This is a genomic window from Streptomyces sp. UC4497, from assembly GCF_054871485.1.
This window is the reverse complement of record NZ_JBTYHB010000017.1, coordinates 13,019-36,748: the sequence shown is the minus strand read 5'-3', so window position 1 is coordinate 36,748 and position 23,730 is coordinate 13,019. Positions and strand designations below refer to the sequence as shown.

At 68.0% G+C, this 23,730-nt stretch carries 30 protein-coding genes and 1 pseudogene; 18 read left to right on the top strand and 13 right to left on the bottom strand.

Features of this window, described 5'->3' with window-relative positions:
• Positions 1-583 precede the first annotated feature (583 nt).
• The 4 genes from ACYSUO_RS23455 to ACYSUO_RS23440 form a co-directional block, all read right to left on the bottom strand.
• Positions 584-856, bottom strand: coding sequence for a hypothetical protein (locus ACYSUO_RS23455; RefSeq protein WP_461778198.1), 273 nt, complete (start codon positions 854-856; stop codon positions 584-586).
• Entirely contained in the window at positions 849-1,007 is a 159-nt protein-coding gene (locus tag ACYSUO_RS23450) for a hypothetical protein (RefSeq protein ID WP_461778197.1), read from the bottom strand. The genes ACYSUO_RS23455 and ACYSUO_RS23450 overlap by 8 nt, the downstream gene beginning before the upstream one ends.
• Before the next feature lie 104 nt (positions 1,008-1,111).
• Positions 1,112-1,261: a hypothetical protein gene (locus ACYSUO_RS23445; protein ID WP_461778196.1), complete on the bottom strand. Its 150-nt coding sequence runs from the start codon at positions 1,259-1,261 to the stop codon at positions 1,112-1,114.
• Positions 1,262-1,394: 133 nt separating this feature from the next.
• The gene (locus tag ACYSUO_RS23440) at positions 1,395-1,751 is read right to left on the bottom strand and encodes a hypothetical protein (RefSeq protein WP_461778195.1); all 357 of its coding nucleotides are present in this window, start codon (positions 1,749-1,751) and stop codon (positions 1,395-1,397) included.
• Between the two features lie 290 nt (positions 1,752-2,041).
• Between ACYSUO_RS23440 and ACYSUO_RS23435 the strand changes: the two genes are divergently transcribed.
• Positions 2,042-2,212 (top strand): hypothetical protein, encoded by a 171-nt coding sequence (locus tag ACYSUO_RS23435; protein ID WP_461778194.1) that lies wholly within the window; start codon positions 2,042-2,044, stop codon positions 2,210-2,212.
• Between the two features lie 234 nt (positions 2,213-2,446).
• On the top strand, positions 2,447-2,659 hold the full coding sequence (locus ACYSUO_RS23430; protein ID WP_461778193.1) for a hypothetical protein: 213 nt from the start codon (positions 2,447-2,449) through the stop codon (positions 2,657-2,659).
• A 779-nt stretch (positions 2,660-3,438) separates the two neighbouring features.
• On the opposite strand, the gene ACYSUO_RS23425 is transcribed toward ACYSUO_RS23430, so the two are convergent.
• A complete protein-coding gene (locus ACYSUO_RS23425; protein WP_461778192.1) occupies positions 3,439-4,002 on the bottom strand; it encodes a hypothetical protein in 564 nt (187 codons plus the stop codon).
• Positions 4,003-4,004: 2 nt separating this feature from the next.
• Here ACYSUO_RS23425 and ACYSUO_RS23420 point away from each other — a divergent pair, with 2 nt between their 5' ends.
• The 7 genes from ACYSUO_RS23420 (at position 4,005) to ACYSUO_RS23390 (ending at position 9,883) form a co-directional block, all read left to right on the top strand.
• Entirely contained in the window at positions 4,005-4,994 is a 990-nt protein-coding gene (locus ACYSUO_RS23420; protein WP_461778191.1) for a DNA cytosine methyltransferase, read from the top strand.
• Between the two features lie 242 nt (positions 4,995-5,236).
• Positions 5,237-5,845: a DUF4913 domain-containing protein gene (locus ACYSUO_RS23415; protein ID WP_461778190.1), complete on the top strand. Its 609-nt coding sequence runs from the start codon at positions 5,237-5,239 to the stop codon at positions 5,843-5,845.
• Between the two features lies 1 nt (position 5,846).
• Positions 5,847-6,659 carry a hypothetical protein gene (locus ACYSUO_RS23410; RefSeq protein WP_461778189.1) on the top strand — a complete coding sequence of 271 codons (813 nt, stop codon included), beginning with the start codon at positions 5,847-5,849 and terminating at the stop codon, positions 6,657-6,659.
• Positions 6,656-7,120 carry a type II toxin-antitoxin system RelE family toxin gene (locus ACYSUO_RS23405; RefSeq protein WP_461778188.1) on the top strand — a complete coding sequence of 155 codons (465 nt, stop codon included), beginning with the start codon at positions 6,656-6,658 and terminating at the stop codon, positions 7,118-7,120. The genes ACYSUO_RS23410 and ACYSUO_RS23405 overlap by 4 nt, the downstream gene beginning before the upstream one ends.
• A 261-nt stretch (positions 7,121-7,381) precedes the next feature.
• A complete protein-coding gene (locus tag ACYSUO_RS23400; RefSeq protein WP_461778187.1) occupies positions 7,382-8,137 on the top strand; it encodes an SPDY domain-containing protein in 756 nt (251 codons plus the stop codon).
• 20 nt (positions 8,138-8,157) lie between these two features.
• Positions 8,158-9,057, top strand: a complete 900-nt coding sequence (locus ACYSUO_RS23395) for an SPDY domain-containing protein (RefSeq protein ID WP_461778186.1) — start codon at positions 8,158-8,160, stop codon at positions 9,055-9,057.
• 352 nt (positions 9,058-9,409) lie between these two features.
• The gene (locus ACYSUO_RS23390; protein ID WP_461778185.1) at positions 9,410-9,883 is read left to right on the top strand and encodes a hypothetical protein; all 474 of its coding nucleotides are present in this window, start codon (positions 9,410-9,412) and stop codon (positions 9,881-9,883) included.
• 35 nt (positions 9,884-9,918) lie between these two features.
• On the opposite strand, the gene ACYSUO_RS23385 is transcribed toward ACYSUO_RS23390, so the two are convergent.
• A complete protein-coding gene (locus ACYSUO_RS23385; RefSeq protein WP_461778184.1) occupies positions 9,919-11,451 on the bottom strand; it encodes an ISKra4 family transposase in 1,533 nt (510 codons plus the stop codon).
• A gap of 67 nt (positions 11,452-11,518) precedes the next feature.
• Positions 11,519-12,085: a hypothetical protein gene (locus ACYSUO_RS23380; RefSeq protein WP_461778183.1), complete on the bottom strand. Its 567-nt coding sequence runs from the start codon at positions 12,083-12,085 to the stop codon at positions 11,519-11,521.
• A 719-nt stretch (positions 12,086-12,804) separates the two neighbouring features.
• Here ACYSUO_RS23380 and ACYSUO_RS23375 point away from each other — a divergent pair.
• Both ACYSUO_RS23375 and ACYSUO_RS23370 read left to right on the top strand, forming a co-directional pair.
• Positions 12,805-13,323, top strand: a complete 519-nt coding sequence (locus ACYSUO_RS23375) for a hypothetical protein (protein ID WP_461778182.1) — start codon at positions 12,805-12,807, stop codon at positions 13,321-13,323.
• Positions 13,324-13,526: 203 nt separating this feature from the next.
• Complete coding sequence (locus ACYSUO_RS23370; RefSeq protein WP_461778181.1) at positions 13,527-13,778, top strand: hypothetical protein; 252 nt, start codon at positions 13,527-13,529, stop codon at positions 13,776-13,778.
• 213 nt (positions 13,779-13,991) lie between these two features.
• Here the strand turns inward: ACYSUO_RS23370 and ACYSUO_RS23365 are convergent, their stop codons facing one another.
• From ACYSUO_RS23365 to ACYSUO_RS23355, 3 genes and pseudogenes are all read right to left on the bottom strand, one after another.
• Positions 13,992-14,465, bottom strand: coding sequence for a hypothetical protein (locus ACYSUO_RS23365; protein ID WP_461778180.1), 474 nt, complete (start codon positions 14,463-14,465; stop codon positions 13,992-13,994).
• Positions 14,462-15,232: a transposase family protein gene (locus ACYSUO_RS23360; protein ID WP_461778179.1), complete on the bottom strand. Its 771-nt coding sequence runs from the start codon at positions 15,230-15,232 to the stop codon at positions 14,462-14,464. The genes ACYSUO_RS23365 and ACYSUO_RS23360 overlap by 4 nt, the downstream gene beginning before the upstream one ends.
• 250 nt (positions 15,233-15,482) lie before the next feature.
• A pseudogene (locus tag ACYSUO_RS23355) lies at positions 15,483-16,658 on the bottom strand (helix-hairpin-helix domain-containing protein); the annotation flags it as partial.
• An 82-nt stretch (positions 16,659-16,740) separates the two neighbouring features.
• Here ACYSUO_RS23355 and ACYSUO_RS23350 point away from each other — a divergent pair.
• Both ACYSUO_RS23350 and ACYSUO_RS23345 read left to right on the top strand, forming a co-directional pair.
• A complete protein-coding gene (locus ACYSUO_RS23350) occupies positions 16,741-17,199 on the top strand; it encodes a MarR family winged helix-turn-helix transcriptional regulator (RefSeq protein ID WP_461778178.1) in 459 nt (152 codons plus the stop codon).
• On the top strand, positions 17,196-18,629 hold the full coding sequence (locus tag ACYSUO_RS23345) for an MFS transporter (protein WP_461778177.1): 1,434 nt from the start codon (positions 17,196-17,198) through the stop codon (positions 18,627-18,629). The genes ACYSUO_RS23350 and ACYSUO_RS23345 overlap by 4 nt, the downstream gene beginning before the upstream one ends.
• A gap of 124 nt (positions 18,630-18,753) precedes the next feature.
• On the opposite strand, the gene ACYSUO_RS23340 is transcribed toward ACYSUO_RS23345, so the two are convergent.
• Complete coding sequence (locus ACYSUO_RS23340) at positions 18,754-19,029, bottom strand: winged helix-turn-helix transcriptional regulator (RefSeq protein ID WP_461778176.1); 276 nt, start codon at positions 19,027-19,029, stop codon at positions 18,754-18,756.
• A 102-nt stretch (positions 19,030-19,131) separates the two neighbouring features.
• On the opposite strand from ACYSUO_RS23340, the gene ACYSUO_RS23335 reads away from it, so the two are divergent.
• The 4 genes from ACYSUO_RS23335 to ACYSUO_RS23320 all read left to right on the top strand — a co-directional run bounded on the left by ACYSUO_RS23335 (position 19,132) and on the right by ACYSUO_RS23320 (position 22,046).
• Positions 19,132-19,695, top strand: a complete 564-nt coding sequence (locus tag ACYSUO_RS23335; protein WP_461778175.1) for a carboxymuconolactone decarboxylase family protein — start codon at positions 19,132-19,134, stop codon at positions 19,693-19,695.
• A 38-nt stretch (positions 19,696-19,733) separates the two neighbouring features.
• On the top strand, positions 19,734-20,027 hold the full coding sequence (locus tag ACYSUO_RS23330) for a DUF1330 domain-containing protein (protein WP_383633581.1): 294 nt from the start codon (positions 19,734-19,736) through the stop codon (positions 20,025-20,027).
• Positions 20,028-20,307: 280 nt separating this feature from the next.
• Positions 20,308-21,195 carry a carboxylating nicotinate-nucleotide diphosphorylase gene (nadC, locus tag ACYSUO_RS23325; protein WP_461778174.1) on the top strand — a complete coding sequence of 296 codons (888 nt, stop codon included), beginning with the start codon at positions 20,308-20,310 and terminating at the stop codon, positions 21,193-21,195.
• The gene (locus ACYSUO_RS23320; RefSeq protein WP_461778173.1) at positions 21,183-22,046 is read left to right on the top strand and encodes a PhzF family phenazine biosynthesis protein; all 864 of its coding nucleotides are present in this window, start codon (positions 21,183-21,185) and stop codon (positions 22,044-22,046) included. Before nadC ends, ACYSUO_RS23320 begins: the two co-directional genes overlap by 13 nt.
• Here the strand turns inward: ACYSUO_RS23320 and ACYSUO_RS23315 are convergent.
• Together ACYSUO_RS23315 and ACYSUO_RS23310 are read right to left on the bottom strand one after the other, a co-directional pair.
• Positions 22,030-22,428: a hypothetical protein gene (locus ACYSUO_RS23315; protein ID WP_461778172.1), complete on the bottom strand. Its 399-nt coding sequence runs from the start codon at positions 22,426-22,428 to the stop codon at positions 22,030-22,032. The two genes, ACYSUO_RS23320 and ACYSUO_RS23315, sit on opposite strands and share 17 nt — an antisense overlap.
• A 56-nt stretch (positions 22,429-22,484) precedes the next feature.
• Complete coding sequence (locus tag ACYSUO_RS23310; RefSeq protein WP_461778306.1) at positions 22,485-22,934, bottom strand: GNAT family N-acetyltransferase; 450 nt, start codon at positions 22,932-22,934, stop codon at positions 22,485-22,487.
• Between the two features lie 180 nt (positions 22,935-23,114).
• Here ACYSUO_RS23310 and ACYSUO_RS23305 point away from each other — a divergent pair, with 180 nt between their 5' ends.
• A complete protein-coding gene (locus tag ACYSUO_RS23305; protein ID WP_461778171.1) occupies positions 23,115-23,639 on the top strand; it encodes a GNAT family N-acetyltransferase in 525 nt (174 codons plus the stop codon).
• Positions 23,640-23,730 lie beyond the last annotated feature (91 nt).

The window sequence follows — 23,730 nt, the reverse complement described above, 5'->3', positions numbered from 1 at the left end:
GTGGCCGTGACGGGCGCAGCTCCATCGATCATGGGGACGGGGAGAGCGGGCTCCTTGCCTGGCTACCAGTTCATGTGGCGGGGCATGCGGCACTTCCCGGCGAAGTACGGCGAGGGGCACGCATCGCCACGGAACTCGATGAAGGCGATGAGGGCCTCGAACAATGCCAGGACGACGAAGGACGACCACCAGGCCGGTACGGGTGAGCAGGAACCGGCTGAGACGGGTGCCGGAGCAGCCGAGCCGCCGGTCGCGCTGCACCGTGGCCCGACACAGGTTCCAGGCACCGAACACGGCGGCGGTGGCGGCCCCGAAGCCTGCGGACACCCGGCCGTCGTGGAAGACGCCTTGGGCGACGTAGGCGACCATGCCGCCGAAGAACAGCGCGTACATGATCCGGGCGAGAACGTTATTGATCATCGCCCCCCCCCCCCCCCCCCCCGGCAAGAGGATCCGGAGCAGGACGGCGATAACGGTGACGCCCACGAGGACACAGACGACGGTTTGCCACCGCCCCGTGTCGACCACACTGGCAATGCCGCCAAAAGACAGGAAGCCGCCAGCTACGCCGAGGCGCAGGTGCTTACTCGTCATCGTCGTCCTCGGCGTACGGGTCGGGCACGAAGCGCTCCACTCGCGGCCAGAGCCGGTCGCCGAGCCAGCACCCACCGGCCAGCACGAACGCCCCGACCGCGAGCATCAGCCAATTCGTGTGCCACACGGCCTGTACGACGGCCCCGACGGCGACCGCGAGGACGACGGCGAAGACGTAGATGAAGCAGCCGCTGACGCAGCCCATGGCTTCGGCACGGTCTTCCGTCTGGAAGGGCCCTATCGGCCCCATGGGGCTACTCATCGTTGTCTTCCTCTTCGTACTCAGGCTGGGCGGTGTGGCCGGTCAACCACTGGGACCAGAGGTTGGCCCCGACGCCGATGACGACGGCGCACGCGACGACGGTCACCACGACCTCCCGGAGGGTGGGCTTCTTCGGCTGTCGCGCAGCCACCCACGCCCATTTCCAGCGCGACGTCATCGGCGCTTCACCTCGTCGCGCATGAGGCGGTCGAGGCGGGTCAGCAGGGCTCGGCGCTCGGTGAGGCGCTTGCAGCGCTAGAGGTCCCAGCACTGAACGCCGATGTTGAAGAGCATCAGGAGCAGCCACCACACGCTGACCGAGCCCGCGTCGGCGATGACGACGGTGGTGCCGCCGACGATCATCCCGACCAGGCCGACAAGCTGCCACTTGTCCGCGCGCGGCATCACTTGCGCCGCCTCGTCCAGGCCCGCCAGCTGGCGATGCCGACCAGCAGGGCGATCAAGGCGATCTCTGTCCAATCCGGGAGAACGTCACCACCGCCGCCGTAGTGTCCGCCTCTCAGGGCGTACGAGTGCGTCACCTGGGCGCCTGCTCGTTCGCGCGCGTCGCTCGGACCATGTAGACCCCGAACGCGCACAGGATCAGCGGAAAGACGGCCGCGCCCCACGGGGAGCCGAACGCGAAAACTCCGATCACGCCGACGATTTCCAACAGGACGGAGGCGCAGAGGGTGGTGATGCTTGCGCCCCGCTGCAACACGACGTTCGCGCGAGGTCGGGGCGTGCCCTCGCGGCGCTGCTTGCGCTGGCCGTAGACGAACAGCGCCATCAAGCCGACGAAGATGAGCACCAGGAACGGCAGCTCCGCCCACTCGGGCAGCACGTCGACTAGGAGTCTGCCGAGGCCGCTGCTGCCGTATGCCAGGTGGGTCACTGTTCTTGCTCCCGCTCGATTAAGCCCCCCGGCTGTCGATGTGTCCGGGGGACGCTAGGCGGCGGGCCGCACGCGGCGGAAATTGATCATGGGGGTTCGTTGCATGTCTCACACAGTTAGGCAGTCGGGCGCCTCGACCACGAGTAGACGCAGCAGACCCGCAAGATCACCCGCCATCCGCAGCTGCCGGAGGAATAGGCCGCTTTCGACTGCTGTGCCTTCCCGATGAGGGCGCAGTAACAGTTCGGGCGAGGGTGCATCCGCGCGCGTTGCCGGGTCGTTTCCCCGGCATGAGCAATGCTGCGCGCACCGACGAAATGGCCGAACTGACCGCCCCGTACTGGCTCGACTCACCTGTTCTCAAGCACGGGTCGTCCCCCTGCCGGTGTGATGATCTCGAACCGTCGCAGAGCGATGTTGCGGCGCTGCGTTTCATCGACGTCGGGGTGGCCGGCGTCTGAAATGTTCGGGGCTGGCCTCGCTGATTCGGATCAGTGAGGCCAGCCCCGAGAGCCCAGCCGAGGGCGCTACTCCCCGTACGCCCAATGTCCGGGGCGCGACGGCCGGTCCCCGTAAGCCCAACGAGTCTCCGACCGCCACGTTATGTCTTGGTGTGGATCTACCATCATTTTCGTTCGCCTGGCTCCCTCGGAGATCGACATGCCAGAGCAGTGCGGCCACGGCACCCTTAAGTGGTGGACAGCGCTCCGATAGTCGTGCATCCGCCGCTCGGCACGGGCGGCCGGCGCGTCACGGCACGCGGAGAGATCCTCGGTCTCGCGCACTCTGATCACGACGTCGTGGAGTTCCTGCGCCGGGCCGGGCTGGAGGATGCGGAGCAGCTGCTCGACGATCCGTCGTGGGTGAAGTGGCGGGGTGGACGCGCCCATCAATACGAGGCGGCGTGAGCCCGGCCGGCTCCAGGATCGAGGACTGGCGCCGGCCGGGGAACGGTAGTGCGCCCCACCGTCTCGCCTACTGCAACGAGGGGACGGGAGGGGCGTCACGATCCCCTGTCCGGCGCGTTGACGCGGGCAAAGGAGTGGGCCCGACGTGTGTAACAGCGTCGGGCCCAAGTGGCATCACGAGCGGAGCGTGGGCGGTCACTCGCGAGGCGATGGCGTCGCGAGTGGCTACAGACATGCGCGGCGCCGTGATCAGTCCTACCCCGGGCCGCGAGCAGAGCGCCGAGGGGACACGCGGGCATCGCCCATCTGGGTCAGCAGGCGTCACGGGTGGAATGGGCTTCGGGGAATGCACCGTTTGCGGGGCCCTGGTGTGCTCGCGTTGGCACGCGTACGCTCCGTTTCAAGCGCTTGTTGCTTGTCGGCTCCCTGCCCCCGATGTCGACGCCAGTCCATCCGGGCCCGCTGGAGCCGCGCATCGCCGACGAAACACGGCTCCAGTATCCCCGCGCTCTGCGCGACTACGAGCGGGTCGCTCCCGCTCCCCGCTGTCGCAGAGGGCGCCCGCGCGAGGAGGCGGTAGGGGAGCTGCCGGTCCTCGCGCTCAACGGCCGCCACCGATCGCGTTGACCGGTGGCGGCCGTTCCAACTTTACGTGTTCCCCGCCCGGTTGAGAGCATGCCGGAGAGGCCGGTACTGGGCGTCTCTCCCCTGGCCTGTTGATGGGAGTCGGCCGACTGGACACACTGACCTCTGCTACGACTGCCGCCTCGGCAGCGGGGCTACCCGGGCTCCCCTTCGAGTACCCGCCGACAGGCCGTGGAGAAGTCGGCAAGCGCCGACCCGTTGGCCTCCCTCTCTGCTCGTAGCTGCTCCCATGGAATAGCCGCTGACGGGTCGGCTCGCGTGCGCAGCATCTCCGCGAAGTCGCGGTGGGAGACCAACGTCTCGCGACTCCTCTCTTGTAGGAGCCTCGCGGCATCCCAGACATCCTCTGGCCCCAGGAGATGCACCCCGTCGGCGGCCAGAGCAAGGTCGATGAACGCCTCGTCCAACTGGGCATTGAGAGCGGTCAAATCCTGCCTGTCCCTCAAAGCCATACGGAATTTGGACACCAGGGCGGCGAACTGGCCGTAAGCGCGGACCACGGCGTCGTAGTCGGCTTTGCGCTCTTGCCGAGTCCACTGCCGAATCTCGTGGGCCTGCTGCTGGACGACCTGATGTTGTACCGCTGCCGCAGCCGTCTGAGCGCCCTTGATAGCGCCCGCCTTCGCGAAGTATCCGCCGATGGCGGCGCCAAGAAGTCCCGTCGCTCCTGCGATCAGAGCTGGCCACAAGTCGTCCACGCATGCCCCCTTCGCCGGTCAGACCTGTGAGGCTACGCCGCGGTCACCCCGCCCGTGGTCCAGATCTGCCCGCATCCCGCACCGTGCGCGACGGGTGGCTGGTGCTGACTCTCACGGCAACGCTCGTGTGGCTTCTCCTTGTGATGTCGGCGGAACCGTGGACCGGTCAGCCCCTGCTCGCCATGTGGATGAGACTCTGCCGGATCCCTTTTGAGAACGCACGGTATAGCGGAGCGAGAGTCAGCACCCGGTCCGGTCTGTGGCTGCACGTTGCCCGCGCCATCGAAGCCCTCAAGCCCTATCTGGTGCATCGACAATGTCCGGGGACTTCTCACCTCCCCGCCGGTCCCCCTAGCTACGTGGAACCCTGCCCGTGGTGTCTGGGAGACACCACAAGTCAGCCTGCTGTGCGCGCACTCGGTGCCGTACTCGGCTCCCTGGCCGACATCGGGTTCGATGCGCGCTGGTGCGTGCTGCGCGCCTCCGATCTCGGCGCCCCGCACCGCCGCGAACGGGTCTTCCTCACCGCCTGGCCCGCCGGACGAGACCCCGCTGTTGAAGACACCAACGAGCAACTTGGCGACGATCGGCGGCAGCCAACACCCGACGGTACGCAAGCAGCGTGGCCACGGACCGAATCTGGCGGACGAGGTGGAGTGGCTGCTGCCCGCCCCGAAGGCATCCGACGGAACGAAGGGCTCGTCAAACCAGCGGCACGGCAATGGGGACTTGACCTTGCCGTCGGCGGCAGCCTCCTTGCGAGCCACCACACCTCCCACCCCGCTCCGCACGTGCGCCGAAGCGCCGCCCGACGCGCAGTTCCGGATCGCCGACAGGGACGCCCCCCTTGTTCGGGCCGGAGGGCCCCAGAGCTGGGGCTCGTACGCACCGGCCATTGCCCGCTGGGAGCGCATCACGCGGCCGGTGCCTCGCCCCACCGACACAGCCGGTCGACTCAGCCCGCTGTTCGTGGAGTGGATGCAAGGACTTGAGGCTGGCTGGGTGACTGGCACCCCAGGGTTGGGACGACCGGCCCAATTCGCCGCCCTCGGCAACGGAGTGGTGCCACAGCAAGCCGCATACGCCCTACGCAACTTGGTGCCTGCAACCACCGCATGTCGGCACCAGCGGCCCTCGTGAAGTCCGGCACGTACACCATCACCCCGGCCGGACCAAACCCCGCTTTCCACGGACCATCACGACCCCGAACACTCGATCTTGCAGAGGGGTAGTGATGGCTGGTCCCGCACAGGAACACGAGCCGGTACGCGTGCCCGACCACGACCTGGACGATCTGGTCGCCACAGTCACGCGACTGGCCGCGGAGAGCCGCAAGCAGAGTGACACGCTCGCCCGGCTTTCCAACGAGGCCGCCTCCGAGCACGGCGCAACTGAGAACGCCGACACACGTGGTGTGCCCGGTCCTGCAGACGCGAACACGTCTGCAGGACCAGACACCCGGCACGAGGGCCCGACGTCAATCTTCATCCTGGCTCTCGACGGCAAGGCCTACGACGAAGAACTCGCCGCCCTGACCCGCTGGGTGCATCACCTGCTGATACCCGTGTACGGACGAGAGATCAGCACCTCGCGCCCATGGTGTCGACAGTGGCAGGAGCACCCCGAGGCGGTCGCGCGCTTCCACGCGCTGTGGCTGGCCTGGCAGCAGCTCACCGACATCGAGGCCGGCCTGACCGGTCCGCAGACGTGGCACCGCGACCACCTCGACCCCACCCTCATGCAACTCCGCGCCCCGGACGGCCCGTTCGGCGCGTGTACCACCAGCACCGCGCGCCCAAATCATCGGCTGCTGTCCGCGCCCGACGTGGACGTGGTGGCCTGACATGGATGACGACTTCTACGCGGGCCTGGAGCACGACTACCGCGTGGCCGGCTTCCAGGCCGCCACCAAGAGCATCGAGGACGACTTCGTCCGGGTCACGCTCTCGGACGACATGTTCGTGGCGATGGCCGACCACCACAGCGCCGACGGCCGCAACAGCTACCTGCTGTTCTACGACCGGGCAGCCATCTGGGACGTTCCCGGGCAAGCTGAGTTCGTCGCCCTGCACATCACCCGTGACCCCGAGCAGTCCACCTTCGACTTCGCTGTCCAGCGCGCTCCAGTAGTGCCAGTTGCCCAGAACTGGCTCATCCAGCGGGGCTGCCCGGCGGAAGCCACCCTGACGACGCGCAACCACGGCCCCCGGCCCGCCGACGCACTCACTTCCCGGCTCGAAGACCTGCTGCGAACCAACCCGGAGAACCGGTACGCGCCCCTCGCCCACTTCACCGACAACCCGGGCAGCTTCGACTTCGGCACCGAAGTGCGCACTCTGGTCTACGACCATCATCCCGACTCGGCATCCGCCCCGTACCGACTGTTCCTGGAAGAGACCGAGAAGAACTTCCAGACGTACACGGTCCGCGAAGGCGCCTTCCCCACCGCAGAGGCTGCCGACGAGTGGGTCATGACTCGCGACACCCCGCTACCCCTCGCTCCTGCGTCGAGCAGCAGCACCACACCGCGAGCTCAGACCGCTCGGGCGCGATCCGCCAGCACGAGCGCCAATCACCTAGCCGGGCCACCAGCCGCCGGAACAGTGCCCCGAACTCCCCCGTCCCCCACACGGCACCCGCGCGGAGGCATGCGGTGAGGACAGCTCGATACGCATTCGCCGCGCACCCCGAAGCGCTCGCCGACCTGCGCAACATCCCGGACCACATCCGAGACCTGGCTCTGCTGGAACTGCAGCACCTGGTCCACGGCAACGAGCGCGGCGCACCTCTCACCCGCGAACTGGCCGGCTGCCACAAGGTCTACGTCGACCCGGAAACCCGCTGGCGGATGGTCATCCAGTTCCGAGACGCCCCCGCCACCTCCCAACACCGCCGCGAGATCTACCTCGTAGCCGTCGGCGAACGCCAGGACCACGCCGCGTACCGCCTGGCCACCCACCGTCTGGAGCGCGAACACTCAGCGGCTCCAACACACCTGCGCCGCGCGCAAGCAGCCCGCTCCCAATCTCCCCACAGCACAGCGGTAAAGCCGCCACCCATCACGGCCTTCGCCCCCACACAGCCCTCGGCCGACACACCCTCACACCGCATCCGCTGAGTCGCCCGACGCGCCCCGTCGGCGCACACGTCTCCCCTGCACAACACAAACGAGGTGGCTTCCCTGACGACCCACAGATCCCCACTCCGCTCACCTGCCTGCACGACAGCCGTCCCGTGCCGTGCGCACGCTCGCGCACCCCCTTGCCTGGAGGCCCTCACGTCCGCACCCGACCTCGACACGCTGGCTCCCGACACTCAAGTCCTCGTCAGCCCGATCTACCTCGCAGGCCCCGGCCCCCGCACACCGGTCCTCGACGTATTGGACAACGCCCCCGGGTGGACCAAGACCGTCCCGTTCGGCAACACGGACACCTACTTCACCAGCCCCTGCCAACGCGTCCGGATCGCCAACACCGCCGACAGCTACTTCGGCGGCTGGACCATCACATACGCAGAGGACCCGCTCGGCGTCCCCGACTGGATCACCACCTTCGACCGGAACACCCCGCAAGAGATCGTCGCCGGATTCGCTACGACGCTCGTCGACAGCCTGCCCAGCAACTTCCGCAACTACTTCAGCGACGGCCCGCACTACCCCGGTGACGGACACGAAGACGTCTTCCGCCGCCACAACTGGCAGCTCGTACGAGGCAGTCGGCCCTACTGGAACATCTCCCCGGACGGCTACGCCGGCGTCCGCACCCGCAGCGGCTGGATCCACGAGTACGACGAACTCCTCACCCCGGCCAAGTCCATGTGGCGAATCTCCGCCGGCGCCGAGCCCCGCCTGACCCCCAACTGGCGGGTGTTCCTCACCCGCACCACACTCCCGCACCTGCGCGCCGCCGCCGCGAATGTCATCACCAGCAACGACGCCGTCGTACGCCGCGTCGAGGAAATCCCCGAACTCCATCGCTCCCTGGTGCATGTACGCCTGCTCGGGCCGCCCACCAAGCCCATCAACGAGGCTGCCCTGGCACGCAGCCCTCACGCACCGCAGCGCAATGCCGCAGCGACGCCGCCTGCGCCAACGGACCCCTCCCCTCAGCACGGCCGCTCTCGCCGTCAGCGCTGATTCACCCCCCGGAGCCCACCATGCCCTCACGCGCGCTCGACGGCGACACCCTAGTCTCCCCGGTCTACCTCGCCGGCTCCACGCACACCGGCGACCCAGCTCTTCAGCCGCTTCTCGACTGTGGGTTCGTCCTCACCGGTGACGAGTACGGGAACGTCTACGTCAACTCTCCCGACCAGCGTCTCCGACTCGGCTACATGCCCGAAGGCCCGGACTGCACCCTCTGGACGATCACGGCTCACCGGAGCCCGTTCGCCGAGCCGGAGTGGATGGCAACCTTCGACGCACCCACCCCCACGGAACTGGTCACCGCCTTCACCTCGGCACTCGCCGACTGTCACCGAGACGACCCAAGTAACACCCCTATCGGCCCGAACAGGTCAGCCGAGGAGACGTGGCTCCCGCTGAAGGACGCGGGTTGGCGACACAGCAGCGCACACCTGGTCACGTTCGTCACCGCAGCCGACGGGTTGGCCGGCCTCACCTACTCGGGACGCTTCCTTCCTCGGAAGGACGAACTCCGCGGTGAACGGCAACGCTGGCTCCTGTGGGGCGGCCAGGACGGCTACCTCGAACGCTGGTACGCCACCTTCACCTCCGGCGTCCCGACGCGGCTCATCGCAGCAACAACCGCCCGTCTCGCCGACCCGGATCCAGTATTCCGTTACGAGCGCGATGTGCCTCGCCGTAACCGCCCCGCCGCCCACGTGCGCCCCGTGCCGCCGCCAATACCAACCCCTCTGGACGTACAACGCGTTGCAGCTGCTCGAGCCCAGTCCCTGGGCCACCAGCACGCAGCCGCCCACACCCCGCCATCGGCCTCCAAGACCACCTCGCCTGCCCCCCAGGCAAGGTCAGCATTCCGCCGCCCGTATCTGAAGCGCGCGGCCCGTAGTGACGTCATCGGCAACCTTCCGTAGACCAACTGCTCCTGGCTCTGCGTCCTCCAACGGTCGCCTCGGATACCGCTCCTGGGGCGGCCGATTGATTCCCTGTTGCGGCGTTACGAGCCATCCCGCTGTGTCCAGTTCACCCACGGCAGACAGGCATCGCGGGATGGGACTGGCAACCTGCTTCTCCGGCATGCCAACGTACGACTGCTCCACAAACCTGCCGATCTACGAAGGGGCTCCCGTACCGGCCAATAACCAGTCCGTCCCTGCTGAACTAGGCGCGCTCTACTGAGAATCAGCACCTCACTCACGCATCGACGTTGGGTGTAGCTCTTCTCGAGGAATGATGTTGTAGAGGCTGCGTGGCAGCATGCGGGGTATGGAGTTCGAGCTCGTTCCGCCGGTTGGTGTTGGTCCGCTGCAGATCGGGATGTCGCGTCACGACGCGAACAGCGCGTTGGAGTCGTTGCGCGCCCTGGAGGAGGTTTCTGCGTCCGACCAGGCAGGGCGGCATATCTTCCGCCCGAGCGGTTTGATGATCAGCATCGGCTGCATGCGCGACCGGCTGGAATCTGTGGAGCTGGGGCGCCCGTCGACGTCGGAGGATGCCGTGTTGTTCCGCGGGATCGATGTCTTTGCCCTGCCAGCCCGCGAGGTCGTGCGTCGGGTGGCCGAGGTCACCAGTATCGAGCCCGCCGAGGAGGATCCCGCGTCCTTCGTCGCGCCTGACTTGTTGCTGAGCTTCTGGCGCCCGTTTGACGGCGATGACGATCCAGATGACGAGCAGGGCTACTTCTTCAACGCGGTGCTCCTTGCCTGTCCTGGCTACTACGACGGCCCCGCGGTGGACTGACCGGGCAACGACGCGAAGGGCACGGGTAGTGGCGATCAGGCCGTGAGGCCGTACTCCTGCTGGTCGGGCGCCGGATAGAGGCGTTGGTGCTCGCGCGTGGTGTGGTGACGCCAGTAGGCATCGAAGTCACCGTTGTCGATCAACGTGCGGAGTCTGAGGACGGCTTCGGCGCCGGTAAGGCCCCAGCGGGCTCCGGTGATGTCCAGGCGGTCGCCGATCAGGTGTCGGCAGGCACCCTCGATCGCGCCAGTGGCGATCGGCCAGCCCGCTGCCAGGGCGGTGTCGTAGCGGAGTTGGTCGAGGTGGCCGGTCAGATAGCGACGACAGGTATCGACGGCTTCTCGCCGACTGGCGCGGAGGCCGGCCTGGTCGGCTTGGGCGGTCATCTCCTGGGCGGCGCGGTCGGCTTGACCCGCCAGGATCGTGGTCAGATGGCCGGCGACCCAGGCGTCGGCTTCTGCGGTGCCGACCTTGTGGAAGGCGTGGGCCGCCGTCCAGACGTACTCGGTGACGTGTACGAGATCGAGGAGCACGTTGATCGTGCAGCCGCGGCGGGCGGCCTCCTTCTGGATCAGGTCGAGTTGGTGGCGGGCCCCGTCGACCAGGACAACCCAACCGCGATGGTGGGCAGGGTCGCGGGCTTCGGCCTGGGCGAAGACGTCGGCGATGACCTTCTCGGGCGGATGCAGGAGGGAAGCGGTGCACCACTTTCGTATCGCGGCCGGGCCGCGGCGGATCCGACGGCGGGTGCTACGGCCGCCGGGCGGATGGATCACTTCGTGCGGGCGCCGGGGAGCGGGGACGGCGTCGAAGACGCAGGCCACGGTGGCCATCCGCTTGCGGTTAGGTTTCTCGCCCGGCGTGAGTCGGCTGCGGTGTCCGGCTTCGGCGGCGAGGCGGGCCTTCTGGGTGGCGGGTCGCAAGGCCTCCGGTCGCATGACCACGCCCTTGCCGTCGACCTCGATGACCAGCAGGACATCCCGGCTGCAGGGGACGGGGATGTGCTGCTGGTAGAAGGAGTCGATGTCACCGGAGGCGGCGGCCACCAGCTGTTCAAGACGGCGCTTGCCCAGCACGGGTCCGCAGCGTCGCTCGACCGCGCTCTGGGCCTGGTCGAATGAGCCCCGCACCGCCTCGGTGACTGCGAGTCGCCGCAGTCCCATTGAGTGCCGGCCCGCAGGCAGCGACAGCGTCGCATCGGCCGGATGAACGTTGCTCATCAAAGGGCCCCGATGGGCGATGCGTTTCACCCGCACCAGGCCGAACATGCAGGCCAGCCAGCGTGCATGGCCCGTCTCCTGCCACGGACGCAGCCGCCCGTCCGAACCGATCACCCGTGGTCGCGCCTCCCGCCTGGCTGCCTCTTCTTCCCTGCGGGCCCGCAGATCCAGGTGATCCTGCAGTAGCTGCCGCAGCAGCCCGCGTCCGGCTTCTTCCAGGTGTTCTTCCAGCTCAGCATGGGTCAACAACTGGGCCGGCTTGCCTTGCAGGGTGCGTAACAGCGATTCGAAGGCACTGACCGAGCCGGCAAGCAGGTCAGCACTCACGCTTGTGTCATACGGTTCCATCCCGGGGCTCTTCTCGACTGCGTCGATTTGGTTGGCACCTTCGACTCTAGAGAGAAGAGCCCCTTCCTCAAGAGGAGTTGGACCCCGTTTCCGTCTCGTGGCGGGCCGTCGTGAACAGGCCCGGATCGCTCTCTGTCAACCAGCCCCTGGCGACCAGCCGCTTCAGCTTTCCCCGCGTCCCCTCGATCTTGCCCACCTCGGCCGGCAGCCCGATTCGCGGCACGATCTGCTTGGCCCTCACTGGCCCGGGCGCGTCCCGGACCACCTCCACGATGTCCCGGTAGATCTTCGGGAGTGCACTCGTGTCCATCCCCGGCCGCCAGTGGGGCACCGCCAGCACCCCCACCATCTGCCGCTCGGCTCCGGCATACGCAGATGTCTCCTCGGTCTCGTCCGCCCCGACGGCTTCCGGCTCCGCATCCACCGCGGCAGATGTATCCGCCGACATCTCGGCCATCACCTCGGACACCGTCTCCCGAGCGATCCGCAACCGCGCCAGATTCTCCCGAGCCTCTTCCAACCGGCCTGTCACCTTGGCCAGTTGCTCCTCAAGCTCGTCCACCCGCACCCGGGCAGTCGCCTCCCGGGCCTCCAACTCCTCGAACAACGAGCCCATCAGGATCGCCTCCTCCACCACCCACGGTAGAGAGCGGCCCAACCGAACACACCCCGATCAGCACCGACCTACCAGCTACTTCCCTTCAGAAGAACCGCACCCTTTGGCAATAAGGGCACAGCCCAAGAGTGGCCTTATTGAGCCCGCCTCAGCAGGGCCGCTCTTGCGACCTCTCCTCAAACAGGCACTCAGGGGCGCGGGCGGCGTTCGAAGACCTGAGGGCTGTGCAGGAGAACGGCAGTGCTTCGCTGCCGCTTCGCTGATGACCGATGTACCTCAACCATGCCGAGATACAGGGCGCTCATGCGGGTGTGGAAGGCAGTGTCGCTGACGTCTGCGGCTGCCATGTACTTCTCGGACTCGGCAAGGCATCGAGTCGCGCACTGCTCGGCATGATCGACTCGTTGCTGCGAGGCCAGCCTCGCCTGTCTTTTGTAGTCCACACCTCGACCGTACGCCTGCGCCCACCACTGTGGACGCATCGGCCCACTCAACGTCACCGAGCATGGCTACCGGAACGGTCCCTCACGAGAGTGGGTCACCCCACGCAGCGGCTTCAATTCCCGTGAACATTTCCGCTACGGAAGAGCACCGAACGACTCCCGAACTGCCGGACAAACGCTGTCGGTTGAAGTGAACGAAGCCACGCAGCTGCCCAGTCGGTGCAACCGCATCTACCGAAACCGCTGTTGTTACCGTGCCCGAAGCCTGGTGTGTGCAGTTGAGGAGGTCGGTGGATGTCCGCACTGGACTTCTATGCCCATGTCGCCGCCCGCAGCGATGTACTTGGCGTCGGCGTGGGTTCTGCTCCCGGCGCCTGGGAAGCGGCCTTGGGCGGCTGTTTCCTCGACGTGCTCGGTGGTGGCCTCCTGCGCAGGGACTATGGACTCGTGGAGGTCAACTTCTCGTCAGAGCAGCCGGGGCTGGAGGGGCAGATGTCATGCTTCGGCTTCGGTGTGAAGATCCAACGGCTGCTGTATGTCCCCTCGGCGGACATGGTGCCCCCTGTGCTTGCGCAGAAGTATGGGGACTTCGCGCCCACCGCCCGTTTCGATGAACTGCAGGCCACCATCCTGGCCCTCGGGCACACTCTCGAGCTCGGCACGGACAACACGTCGCGAGACATGGATTGCTATCGCGTATCCGATTCCGCGGCCCGTATCCACGTCGTCTCCGACCCCGATCCGTACGGGTCCGGGATCCCTGATCCGGATGGGCATCAGGTGGGCGATGTCTGGTCCATCGACGTGTGGTGACCACCTCCTGCTGAAAGGGACCGGGTGATGCTCCTAATGAGCGTCAAGCGGCTGTGTGCTCCGGCTCGGCCTTCCTGTGCTGCTTGCTTGACGCTGCTCTGGCGCCCGCCGTAGGGCATGAGCAACAATGCCTGCACGATCGGGGAAGGGGCAGCGTGGATCGGGATGCCGCAAGCGTGTGGTGGAAAGGTCTTGTCCGTTGGATGGCTGTCGCCGTGCTGGCGTCGACTGTGCTCTCGCTCCTCATCTCGGCCCTTCTCCTCGGTCTCCCTCACGGCTGGAAGACGGCCACGTCCTTGGCCGACATCACACTGCGCACGTCATGGATCGCCCGTCTGCTTGTCCCGGCCACCGTCGTCACGTACCTGGTGGTCCACATCGGTCGCCGCAGGCGGCTGCATCCCCGCGGTCGCCACCAACCCCGGTCCTTCAAGAAAGGCGGTCAGCACCGCTGACCCGGCACGGAAATCGACGGCCGTGCCCCAGAAGGGGCAGGCCGCTGTGAGCGGGAGTGTCCAATGAACGGCGGATCTTTTGATCCAGGAGACACCTGTGATGACGGAGACCACCGTGGAGAACGGCCAACCTGCAGCCCGCCCCACCGCAAGGGCCGTCGGCGTTCCCCGGCGACGGCCCTTCTTACTTGGTGAGCAGAGGGATTGCCCCTGTCAGCGCTGTCGCATCACGCACTTGACCCCGGTGGGATTGAATGCCGAGAGCGTGCGCGAGGTCTTGGTCTTCGCCAGCATGCCGTGGACGTAGGTCTTTTTGGTGACCTTGTAGTACTTCCAGGTTCCCTGCGCATAGGCCTTGTAGACCTGCCTGTTCGAGGAGAACTTCGGGGAAGTGCACGCCGCCGTCACGCTTGCGGAGTTGGACTTACTGAAGTTGATCGAACTGGCGACCGTGCCGCGTGAGATGCCCAGATCGGTTCCGATGGTAGGTGTGACGGAGTACGTCTTCGAGAGCGTGCGGTGGTGCCGAGGAAATGCCGCAAGGACGGCACACGCCTCGACTGGTACATCCGGGACCTGCACGCCGCCGCCCGGTGACCACCAACAGTTACGGGACAGCCCGTAAAGGGCGTTGCACAAGGTCGTGTTTGGGCAGGTCGGGGCCTGTGAGGGCAGTTCTGTGGTCATGAGGCGAGGGCGAGGTTGTGTATGTGGGCAACGGCCTGGACGGCGTGGTGGAGGCCGTCGCCGTGCTGTCGGCAGTCGCGGAGGATCTTGTAGTTCTTCATCCGGCCGATCACGTGCTCCACGCGGGCGCGCACTGTGCGGTGGGCCGCGTTGTCGGCCGCCTCGCCCGGCAGCAGTTGGTGTCGGGGGCGTTTGCGGTGCGGGGTGACCATCCCGCAGTTCAGGTAGGCGCCGTCACCGAGCACGGTCACACCCTGGCAGTGCGCGGCGAGGCCGGAGGCCCGCCAGGCGTGGGCGTCCGCGGTGGTGCCCGGCACCGGCCGGGCCGCCGCGATCACGAGACGGGTGTCGGCATCCACGATGACCTGCACGTTCGCCGAGAACCGGTAGTTTCGGCTGGAGGAGCCGACCTTGCGGTCGCGGACCGGGAGCAGGGTGCCGTCCACGATCCACAACCGGTCGGCGGCATCGGCCGGGCGGGCCACCGGCTCCAGCGCGAGCAGCGGGCCCAGCCGCTGGATCACCCGGCACACCGTCGAGGACGAGACGCCGAACAGTGGGCCGAGCTGCCGCATGGTCAGGTTCGTGCGGTAGTACACGGCCACGATCAGTACCCGCTCGGCCAGCGGCAGACACCACGGCCGGCCCCGCAGCGTCCCGTTGCCGCCCCGCTCCCGCACCGCTTTGAGCAGCCGCCCGAACTGCTCCCACCGCAGCCCCGTGAACGTCTCCACCCACACCCGTTCAGCCCTCAACACCCCAGCCATAAACCGGAGATGCCCAGTACACGGCCTTGTGCAACACCCTTTAGTCCGGCTCGACGCCCGGAAGGTCTGGACGTCCCATGCTGGTACTGGTACTGGGTGGCGAGCTGACTCCGGCGGCGTCCCGGTAGTTGAGAGGGGCGAGAGTCAGAACCCGGCGAGACCGCGGGACGGAGCGAGCTCTGGAGAGTAGGACACCACCGGTTGGTTCCCGTGCAGAGGCCGCTGAGAATCAACGAACTCGCTGGTTTCGGTCGGCCCAGGCGTGCAGCTCCGCGCCCGCGGTGCCGTCCGCGAGCGTGCGGGAGCCGGCCGGCTGGGCGGGTGTGGGGGCTGGGGCGGTACGGCCGAGGAGGTCGAGGGCGGCTTGCGGGCCGTGGTCCCGGCGGGCGGCCGCGACCTCTTCCAGGTCCCATGCCATCTCGCCGACCACGGGGCGCCGGGCCCGGTGTCCTTCGCTGGGGTGGTCGGTGCCGCGCTCTTTCACGGTGCCTCGTACGAGCAGCAACCCGGAGTGGAAGATCGTGTGCGTGACGGCCTCGTGGGAGCCCTCGAAGAAGGCGAGGTCGACCAGGCCGGAGCCGTCCTCCAGGGGCACGAAGATGATGCGCTTGCCGGACGGAATGGGCGGGGTCTGGGTGGAGGCGCGCACGCCGGCGACGAGGACCTTCTGCCCGGGCTGCAGGCGGGTGAGGTGGGCGGCGTCGGTGGCGCCGAGCTCGCGCAGCAGCCGGTGGTGATGCTCCATCAGGTGGGCCGACACGTCGATCGACAGGACCTCCAGCTCGGCGCTCATGCGCTCGCGGCCCGACATCTCTCGCAACCCGGAGGTCTCGGTGCTCACCAGGTCGCCTCTGAGGGCGAGCTGTCCTTCGGCGGTGGTGCGGTTGCGGGCGTGCCGGTGCAGTTCGGTCGCCTGCAGCAGCAGGTCCCTGCGCGTCAACGTGCCCTTCACGGTGTCGAGGGCGCCGATGCGATTCAGTCGTTCGGCGATCGGCAGCGAGGGTCTGGCACGCTGCCAGAAGTCCTGCAGACAGCTGTAGGGCTGGTGGGCGGCGATCCGCGCGGCCTCCTCCTGGCTCATCCCCTTGACCGTGGAGAGCGCCAAACGCACCCCTGGCCCGTCGTGGGTGGTCTCGACGCGGTGCTCGATGTGGGAGCGGGAGACGTCGACGGGAAGGACGGGCACGCCGTGGCGGCGGGCGTCGGCGACGACGACGCGCTGCGGCCACATGCCGGGATCGTGTTCCAGCAGGCCGGCGTAGAGGGCGGCGGGGTGGTGAGCCTTGAGCCAGGCGGACTGGACGGCGGGTACGGCGAACGCGACCGCGTGCGCGCGGCAGAACCCGTACGCACCGAACTCCTTGATCACGTCCCAGACTTCGGCGATGACCTCGTGCGTGTAGCCGCGCGCGGCGGCCGCTTCCTTGCTCGGCCCGAGCACAGCCCTTGAAGCCGGCGACAGCTCCCATTTCCATAAACTATGAATATAAAAGGGCTATGCTTCGGGTATGAGTCGTCAAGACACCGCTCCTGGCGCGTCCGCCGCCATCGGGGCAGCTCTCTACGGGCTGGCCACCAGGGCCGCGAGACGCCTGCCCCGGGACATGAGCCTGACGTCCGCCGCCACCCTGGCCACCCTGGACCGGACCGGCCCGCGGCGCATCACCGATCTGGCCGCGGTCGAGGGCGTCACCCAGCCCGCGATGACCACCCTGGTCCGGGTGCTGGAGGAGTCCAGCCTGGTCGAGCGGCGGGGCGACACGTCCGACAAGCGGGTCACGCTGGTGTGCCTGACCGAGGCCGGCGCCTCCTATGTCCGGACGCGGCGCCAGGCGGGCGTCCACGCGTTCGACCGGTTGATCGGCGAGCTCACCGGCGACGAGGTCCAGGCGCTGACGGCGGCCCTTCCGGCGCTGAAGCATCTCGCAGAGCTAGAAAGCCAGGACCGCGAAGGGCCGAAGCAGTGACCGGGCAGTCGGTCGGCGACGACGCGGTGAAGGCGTTCCCGGTGGCGCGTTCCGAGCCACGGCTGCTGATTCCCGCCCTGATGTTCATCGCTCTGGTCGTGGCGGCGGTCGCCAGCCTCGGGGCGCCGCTCATCACCAGCGTGGCGACCACGTTCCACGTCTCGCTCGACAGCGCGCAGTGGACGCTGACCATCGCGCTGCTCAGCGGCGCCGTCGCCACGCCGGTCCTGGGCAGGCTCGGAGCCGGCCCGCACCGGCGGGCCACGATCCTCACCACGCTAGCGGTCGTCGTCGCCGGCAGCGCGCTCACGGTGCTACCGCTGCCGTTCGCGTGGCTGCTGGCCGGCAGGGCGGCCCAGGGCGTCGGGCTCGGTCTGACGGCGCTGATGATGGGCGTGGCCCGTGACCACCTCCCCGAGGAGCGCAGCGCGGCCGTGATCGCCCAGATCTCGGTGGTCTCGATCATCGGAGCCGGCGTCGGCTACCCGCTGGCCGCACTGCTCGCCGAGCTCGGCGGGGTACGGGCCGCCTACGGCCTCGGCCTGGTTGTCACCGCCGCCGCCCTCCTGACCGCGTGGCGCTCCATACCCGAAGCCCCCGAAGGCCGCTCCGCCCGCGTGGACGTGGCAGGCGCGGTCGTCCTGGCCGCCGCGCTGCTCCTGGTGCTGTTTCTCGCCGGCGAACGGAATCTGTGGATCCGGCACCTCGCCGTGGCGGCGGGCCTCGCCGTCGTCGCGGTGGTGCTGCTCTGCGTCTGGGCCGTCGTCGAGCTGCGCAGCACGACGCCCCTGGTCGATGTGCGGGCGGTGCGGCACCCGGCGGTCGCCGGGGCGAACATCGCCATGTTCGTCGGCGGGATCGGCATGTACCTCCTGCTCACGCTCATCACCCGGTACGCGCAGACGCCGCACGGCGCCGGCTACGGCTTCGGGCTGACGACCTTCGTCGCCGGGCTGGTCCTCATCCCGTTCTCGGTGCTGGGATTCGTCGCCGGCAAGCTCAGGCCGCGGCTGCGGACGCGGATCGCCGACCCCCTGCTCCTGGCCGGCAGCGCCGTCGTGGTCGGCGGCGGGTTCGCCCTGTTCGCGGCGGCCCGGTCGGACCTGGCCGAACTGTTCGCGGCGATGGGCGTGCTCGGCTTCGGCGTAGGCGGCTTCGCGGCCGCGATGCCCGGTGTCATCCTGGCCGTCACCCCCAAGAGCGAGACGTCGAGCGCCATGAGCTTCAACTACGTCGTCCGCAGCGTCGGGTACTCCCTGGGCAGCGCCATCGGTGGCCTGATCCTCGCCGCGGGTACCGGCCCCGGCCACCTCTTCCCCGACGACAGCGCCTACACCACCGCGGCGCTGGTCGGCATCGGCGCCATGGCGATCACGACGCTGACAAGCCTCGCTCTCGCCCGCCGACGCTCGTCCGAAACCAACCCGTAAGAGCTCGCGCAAATACGCGGTGCGGGGAGCCTCGGCAACAAGGCGGGCACCGGTCCCGATGAACATGGAGTCGCGACACTCTGTGCCCACTGGAGAGACTGAGCCCGTCCTGCCGTCACGGCCGTCAGTCCGCCGCCTTGGGCCGCCAACCGGAGGCCCAATCATCGAGCGGGGCGAGAGATTCTTGAAGGGTCCTGCCCTGTTCAGTGAGCAGGTACCCCTCGCCGGCGTTCTCGACGAGGTCGGCCTGTCCGAGCTCGCGAAGCCTGTCTGCCAGGACGCTTGATGAGACGCCGTCACATCGTTGCTGGAGCTGGCGGAAGGTCGGAGATGAGCCGTCCCGTAGCTCCCACAGGACTCGCAGCGCCCAGCGTCGGCCCAAGAGGTCCAGGAGCGCCATGATCGGGCGCCCCGTGTGCGAGCCGCGGACCCGGCGGCCGGGGAGTGGTGTTGGTCGTGTCATCTGCTTCCCTTTCCGAAGCGTCAATGTTAACGTCCCGCTATGCCTCTGAAATCGAAGCAGCCTCGCATCGAGCCGCTCTCGCCGCCCTATGGCGAGGGAGCCAGCGAGGCCCTTGAGCTCCTCGGGCATTCCCCCATCCAGCTGTTCCGGGTGTGGGCCCGCCGGCCCGAGCTCGCCCGCTCCATCGCGGGCTGGGGAAGCTACTACTTCTCTCGGCGCTCCGCTCTCACTCTGCGCCAGCGCGAGCTGGTCATCGACCGGACCACCGCGCTGTGTGGCGCCGACTACGAGTGGGCTGTGCACGTCGCGGGCTTCGCCGAGAAGGTGGGACTCGACGCGGCGCAGCTCGCGTCCCTCGCGAAGGGAGGGCCGACGGACGACTGCTGGCACACCACCGATCGTGCCGTGCTCGAAGCGGTCGACGAGCTCCATGCGACCTTTGACCTCTGCGACGACACCTGGGCGAACCTGGTCGCTGTCGCCGATGAAGATGCCGCACTCGATCTGGTCTTGATCTGCGGTTGGTACCACGCCATCTCGTTCGCCGTCAGGGCGCTCCGCCTGCCCCTTGAACCCGGCACCGAGCCGATCTCCGCACACTGATCTAAGTCACATGCATTCATCCCAACACTGGAGGTTCCATGCCCAAGGGCTACTGGGTCAGCGTCTACCGCACCATTTCAGACCCTGAGAAGCTGGCCGCTTACAACAAGCTGGCCCGCCTGGCCGTCGAGCCCGCGGGCGGCCGGACCATCGTCCTTGGCGGTCGGGTCGTGGCGCATGACGCCGGAATCGCCGAGCGCACCGTCCTGGTCGAGTTCGACAGCTTCGAGCAGGCTGTCGCGGCGCGCGAGAGTGCGGCCTACCAGGAGGCGCTGGTCGCCCTCTCCGACGGCGTCGAGCGCGACTTCCGCATCGTCGAAGGCATCGACTGACCGAGGTCCAGTCGGATCTTCACTGAAGGCTCGCAGAGCTCCAAGAGGCTCGCCCCGCCGAGGTGCTGTGCAACGGCAGCTACACCCTCACCCCGCTCGGCCACGACGCCCGCGAGGCCCTGCGTTCTGTCACCGAGTGGTCGCAGCGGTGGGCTGCCGAGCTTGCCGACGCCCCGCCCACTGCCGCCGAGGGTGCCAGCGCAACCGGTTCTGCCAGCGGTCCGCGCGCGGGACACCTCAGATTTTCGGCACGTAACCACAGGACTGGAGACCACGGACCATGACAGAGTTCCCCTCACAGGCGGCGCGAACCGCCGTCGCCGCTGCCCTGGCCGAGGATCAGTCGGGCCAGGACATCACCACCGCGTGGAGCGTTCCCGAAGGCATGGCGGCCGTGGCCGAGATCCGCGCCCGGCAATGCGGCATCGCCGGCGGTCTTCCCGTTGTTGCCGAGGTCTTCGCCCAGGTCGACCCCGAGGTCACAGTGGAAGCGCTCGTCCCCGACGGCGCCCGGATGACCGGCGACGATGTCCTGGTGCGCCTGTCCGGCTCGGCGCGCAGCCTGATCACCGGGGAGCGTACGGCGCTGAACTTCCTGCAGCGCATGTGCGGCATCGCGACGCTCACCGACCGCTACGTCCAGGCCGTGGCCGGGACCGAGGCGCGCATCCTGGACACCCGCAAGACGGCGCCGGGCCTGCGCGCCCTGGACAAGTACGCGGTGACCGTCGGCGGCGGCCGCAACCACCGGCTCAACCTCGCGGCGATGGTGCTGCTCAAGGAGAACCACATCGCCGCGGCAGGCGGCGTGACCACCGCGATCGACGCGGTCCGGCGCGGGATGGCGCGCACCGGGCAGAAGGTGGAGACCGATGTCGAAGTGCAGACCGTGGCGCAGGCCGTTCAGGCCCTCGATGCCGGGGCCCGCTGGATCATGCTCGACAACATGCCGGTGGCCGACATCGAAATGGTCGTGAAAATCCGGGCCGAGCGTGCCGACGCCTCCCGGATCCTGCTGGAAGCCTCGGGCACCGTCCGTCTGGACAGCGTCCGCGCCATCACCGAGACGGGAGTCGACCTCATCTCGGTCGGCGCGTTGACGCACAGTGCGCCCGCGCTGGACCTGACGATGCTGCTGACGACCGACCCGGTGCCATGCCCGAGGTAGTGGTCATCGACGCGTGTCAGCGGCAGGGCCGGGGCGGCAGCCCGACCGCCGTTCTCGACGAAGCGTCGTTCACCGACGAGGAGCGATGCCGCATTCCCGGGGAACTGGGCACTTCGCACGCCGTCTTCATCCGTGCCACCGGAGTTGAGCGCGGCCGTCCCTCGTACTCGCTCCGGTTCTTCACCGCCGAAGGCGAACTGCCTGCCTGCGGCCACGGAACCGTCGCGGCCCTGGCGCTGCTCGCCATACGCGAAGGCGGCAGCGACCACCACGCCGTGCTGTGTACGACGAGCCGCAGCTTCGAAGGCTGGGCCATCCGAAACCGCGACAGCGTGGCAGCGTCATTCGACCCGGGCCCGGTGAACCTGCGCGTCGCCCAGGCACCCGAGCTAAGGGCGGTCACAGCCGGCCTCGGCCTGGCTGACGAAGCCGTCGTCGGCAACGCCTGCGTGGCCTCGAATGGGCGGCCGAGGCTTCTCCTGCCAGTCCGATCGCGCGCCGCGTTGGCCGACATCTCCCCAGACTTCGCCCTGCTACGTGCCGCCTGCGACCGCTCCGGCCTGTTGGGCTGCTACGCCTACTCGATCCCGGACCGGCACGGCCGGGCAGCCGCTCGGATGTTCGCCCCGTCGATCGGCGTCCCCGAGGACATCGCCAACGCCAACAGCACAGCCTGCCTGGCCGCGCACATGGCCCGATTCGGCACGGACCGCCTCACCGTCGACATGGGCGATCTCCTCGGCAACCCATCCACCATCACGGCAACCATCGACAACACCCACCTGGAACACCCAGTCCGAGTTGGGGGTAGCTCTCGTGTAGTGAGGTCGCCGATCACGCTCGGAGTGTGAAGTTGGCCTGGTCGGCGCCTGGGTGCAGTCGCTGCTGTTCGGCTCGGATGTGGAAGTTCCAGTACGCGGGGAAGTCGCCGTTCTTCTCGATGGCCCTCAGGACGAGGAGGGCCTCGGCGCCGGGAACACCCCACCTGCTGCCGGTAATGTCCAGTCTGTCGGCGACCAGGTGACGTGCTGCTCCCTCGATGACGCCGCTGGCGATCGGCCAGCCGGCCGCGAGGGCCGTCTCGTAGTGGACGAAGTCGGCGTTGTTCTCGAGGTAGTTGCACGCCTTGTCGATGCCGGTGCGCTCCTCGCCCGTCGTCCAACGCCGAGCGTGCGGCCGTTCTGGGGATGGTGCGTGATCGCCTGCCCGGGGGCATCCATGGGGGGCTGCCACGGAACTATTCCTGGCCAGCGAAATTCGACGATCAAGTACGGAAGGACAACCGCCTCTTACGACAGATCCTTGCGCATCATGGTGCACATCGTTTCGTGACGGTGCAGGCTCCCGTTGGGGGCCTGTTCGTCCCATGCGTCCGGCTGGCGGTCGTAAGCGCGGTAGCCCAGCCTCTCGTAGAGCGCACGGGCACGTGGATTGTCGTCCTCCACACCCAACTCCGCCTGACGCAGCCCTCGGCTCCGGATCCGCTGTTCCGCCACCTCGATGAGCACCGTGCCCACACCGCAGGACTGCAGCGCGGGGTGCACGGCGAATTGCCACAGCGTTCCCACGCCGCTCTTGACCCCGTAGTCGACACCGCCCTTGGCGATCGGAATGTCGGCGCGGGCGCAGACAGCCAAATAGTCGACCTCGCCGCGCCCTCTACGGTCCAGCTGCTCCGCGACATTGGCGAGATGGCGGGCGGAACCTGCCCACCCGCACGACGCCAGATCTGCGGGCATCAGATCCCGCACAGTCAACCCCAGGGCAACACTGATCACTTGGAGCACCTCCGACTTGGCAGCATCCCTCCTCGACCAGAATCGGTGCAACACCAATTTCCTCGCTCCACACCGCCTCGTTGCCACACTGCTGCCACACTGGAAGGGTGGGGGCATGCTCACGAAAGGGGTCGACATTCCGTGAAGGACACGCCAGAGGGCGGCATCGCGGGCCAGGTAACCTCACTCATCCCCGCTACGGAAGAGCATCTGCCGTTACTTGCCGAGTGGTTCGCCGACCCCGCGTTCGTCCGCAACTGGGGCGGGCGGCCTCTCACTCGCGAGGAAGTGGCCGCCAAGTACACGGGAAGGCGACGTCCCACAGTGGTCTCATTGCTGGTCCTCAAAGGCGAAGATCCCTTGGGTTACGCCCAGTACGTCACCGCTGGCCCTCACGAAGGCGGCATCGACATGGTGCTGTTGCCTCACGCACAGGGCCAGGGGTACGGCCCGGACGCCGCCCGCGCCCTCGTCCGGCACCTTCATACCGTCGCGGGGTGGGCCCGGGTGACCGTCGACCCTGACGCGTCCAACCACTGGGCCATCAGAGCGTGGAGGAAGGCGGGCTTTCGCCCCGTCGGCCCACGAGGGAGCCAGTTGCTGATGGAGAGCAGGTCTGCGCACAACGGTCCGCTACGAGCGGCCCCGACGGATACCTCTCCCTGAGCTTGGCTCTGTCGGGATCTTGGAATTTCCCGGTGCGGCAGGGTGATCGTCGGGCATGCTCGGTTAGCTCCGCCGGCCGATGCAGCCCTCG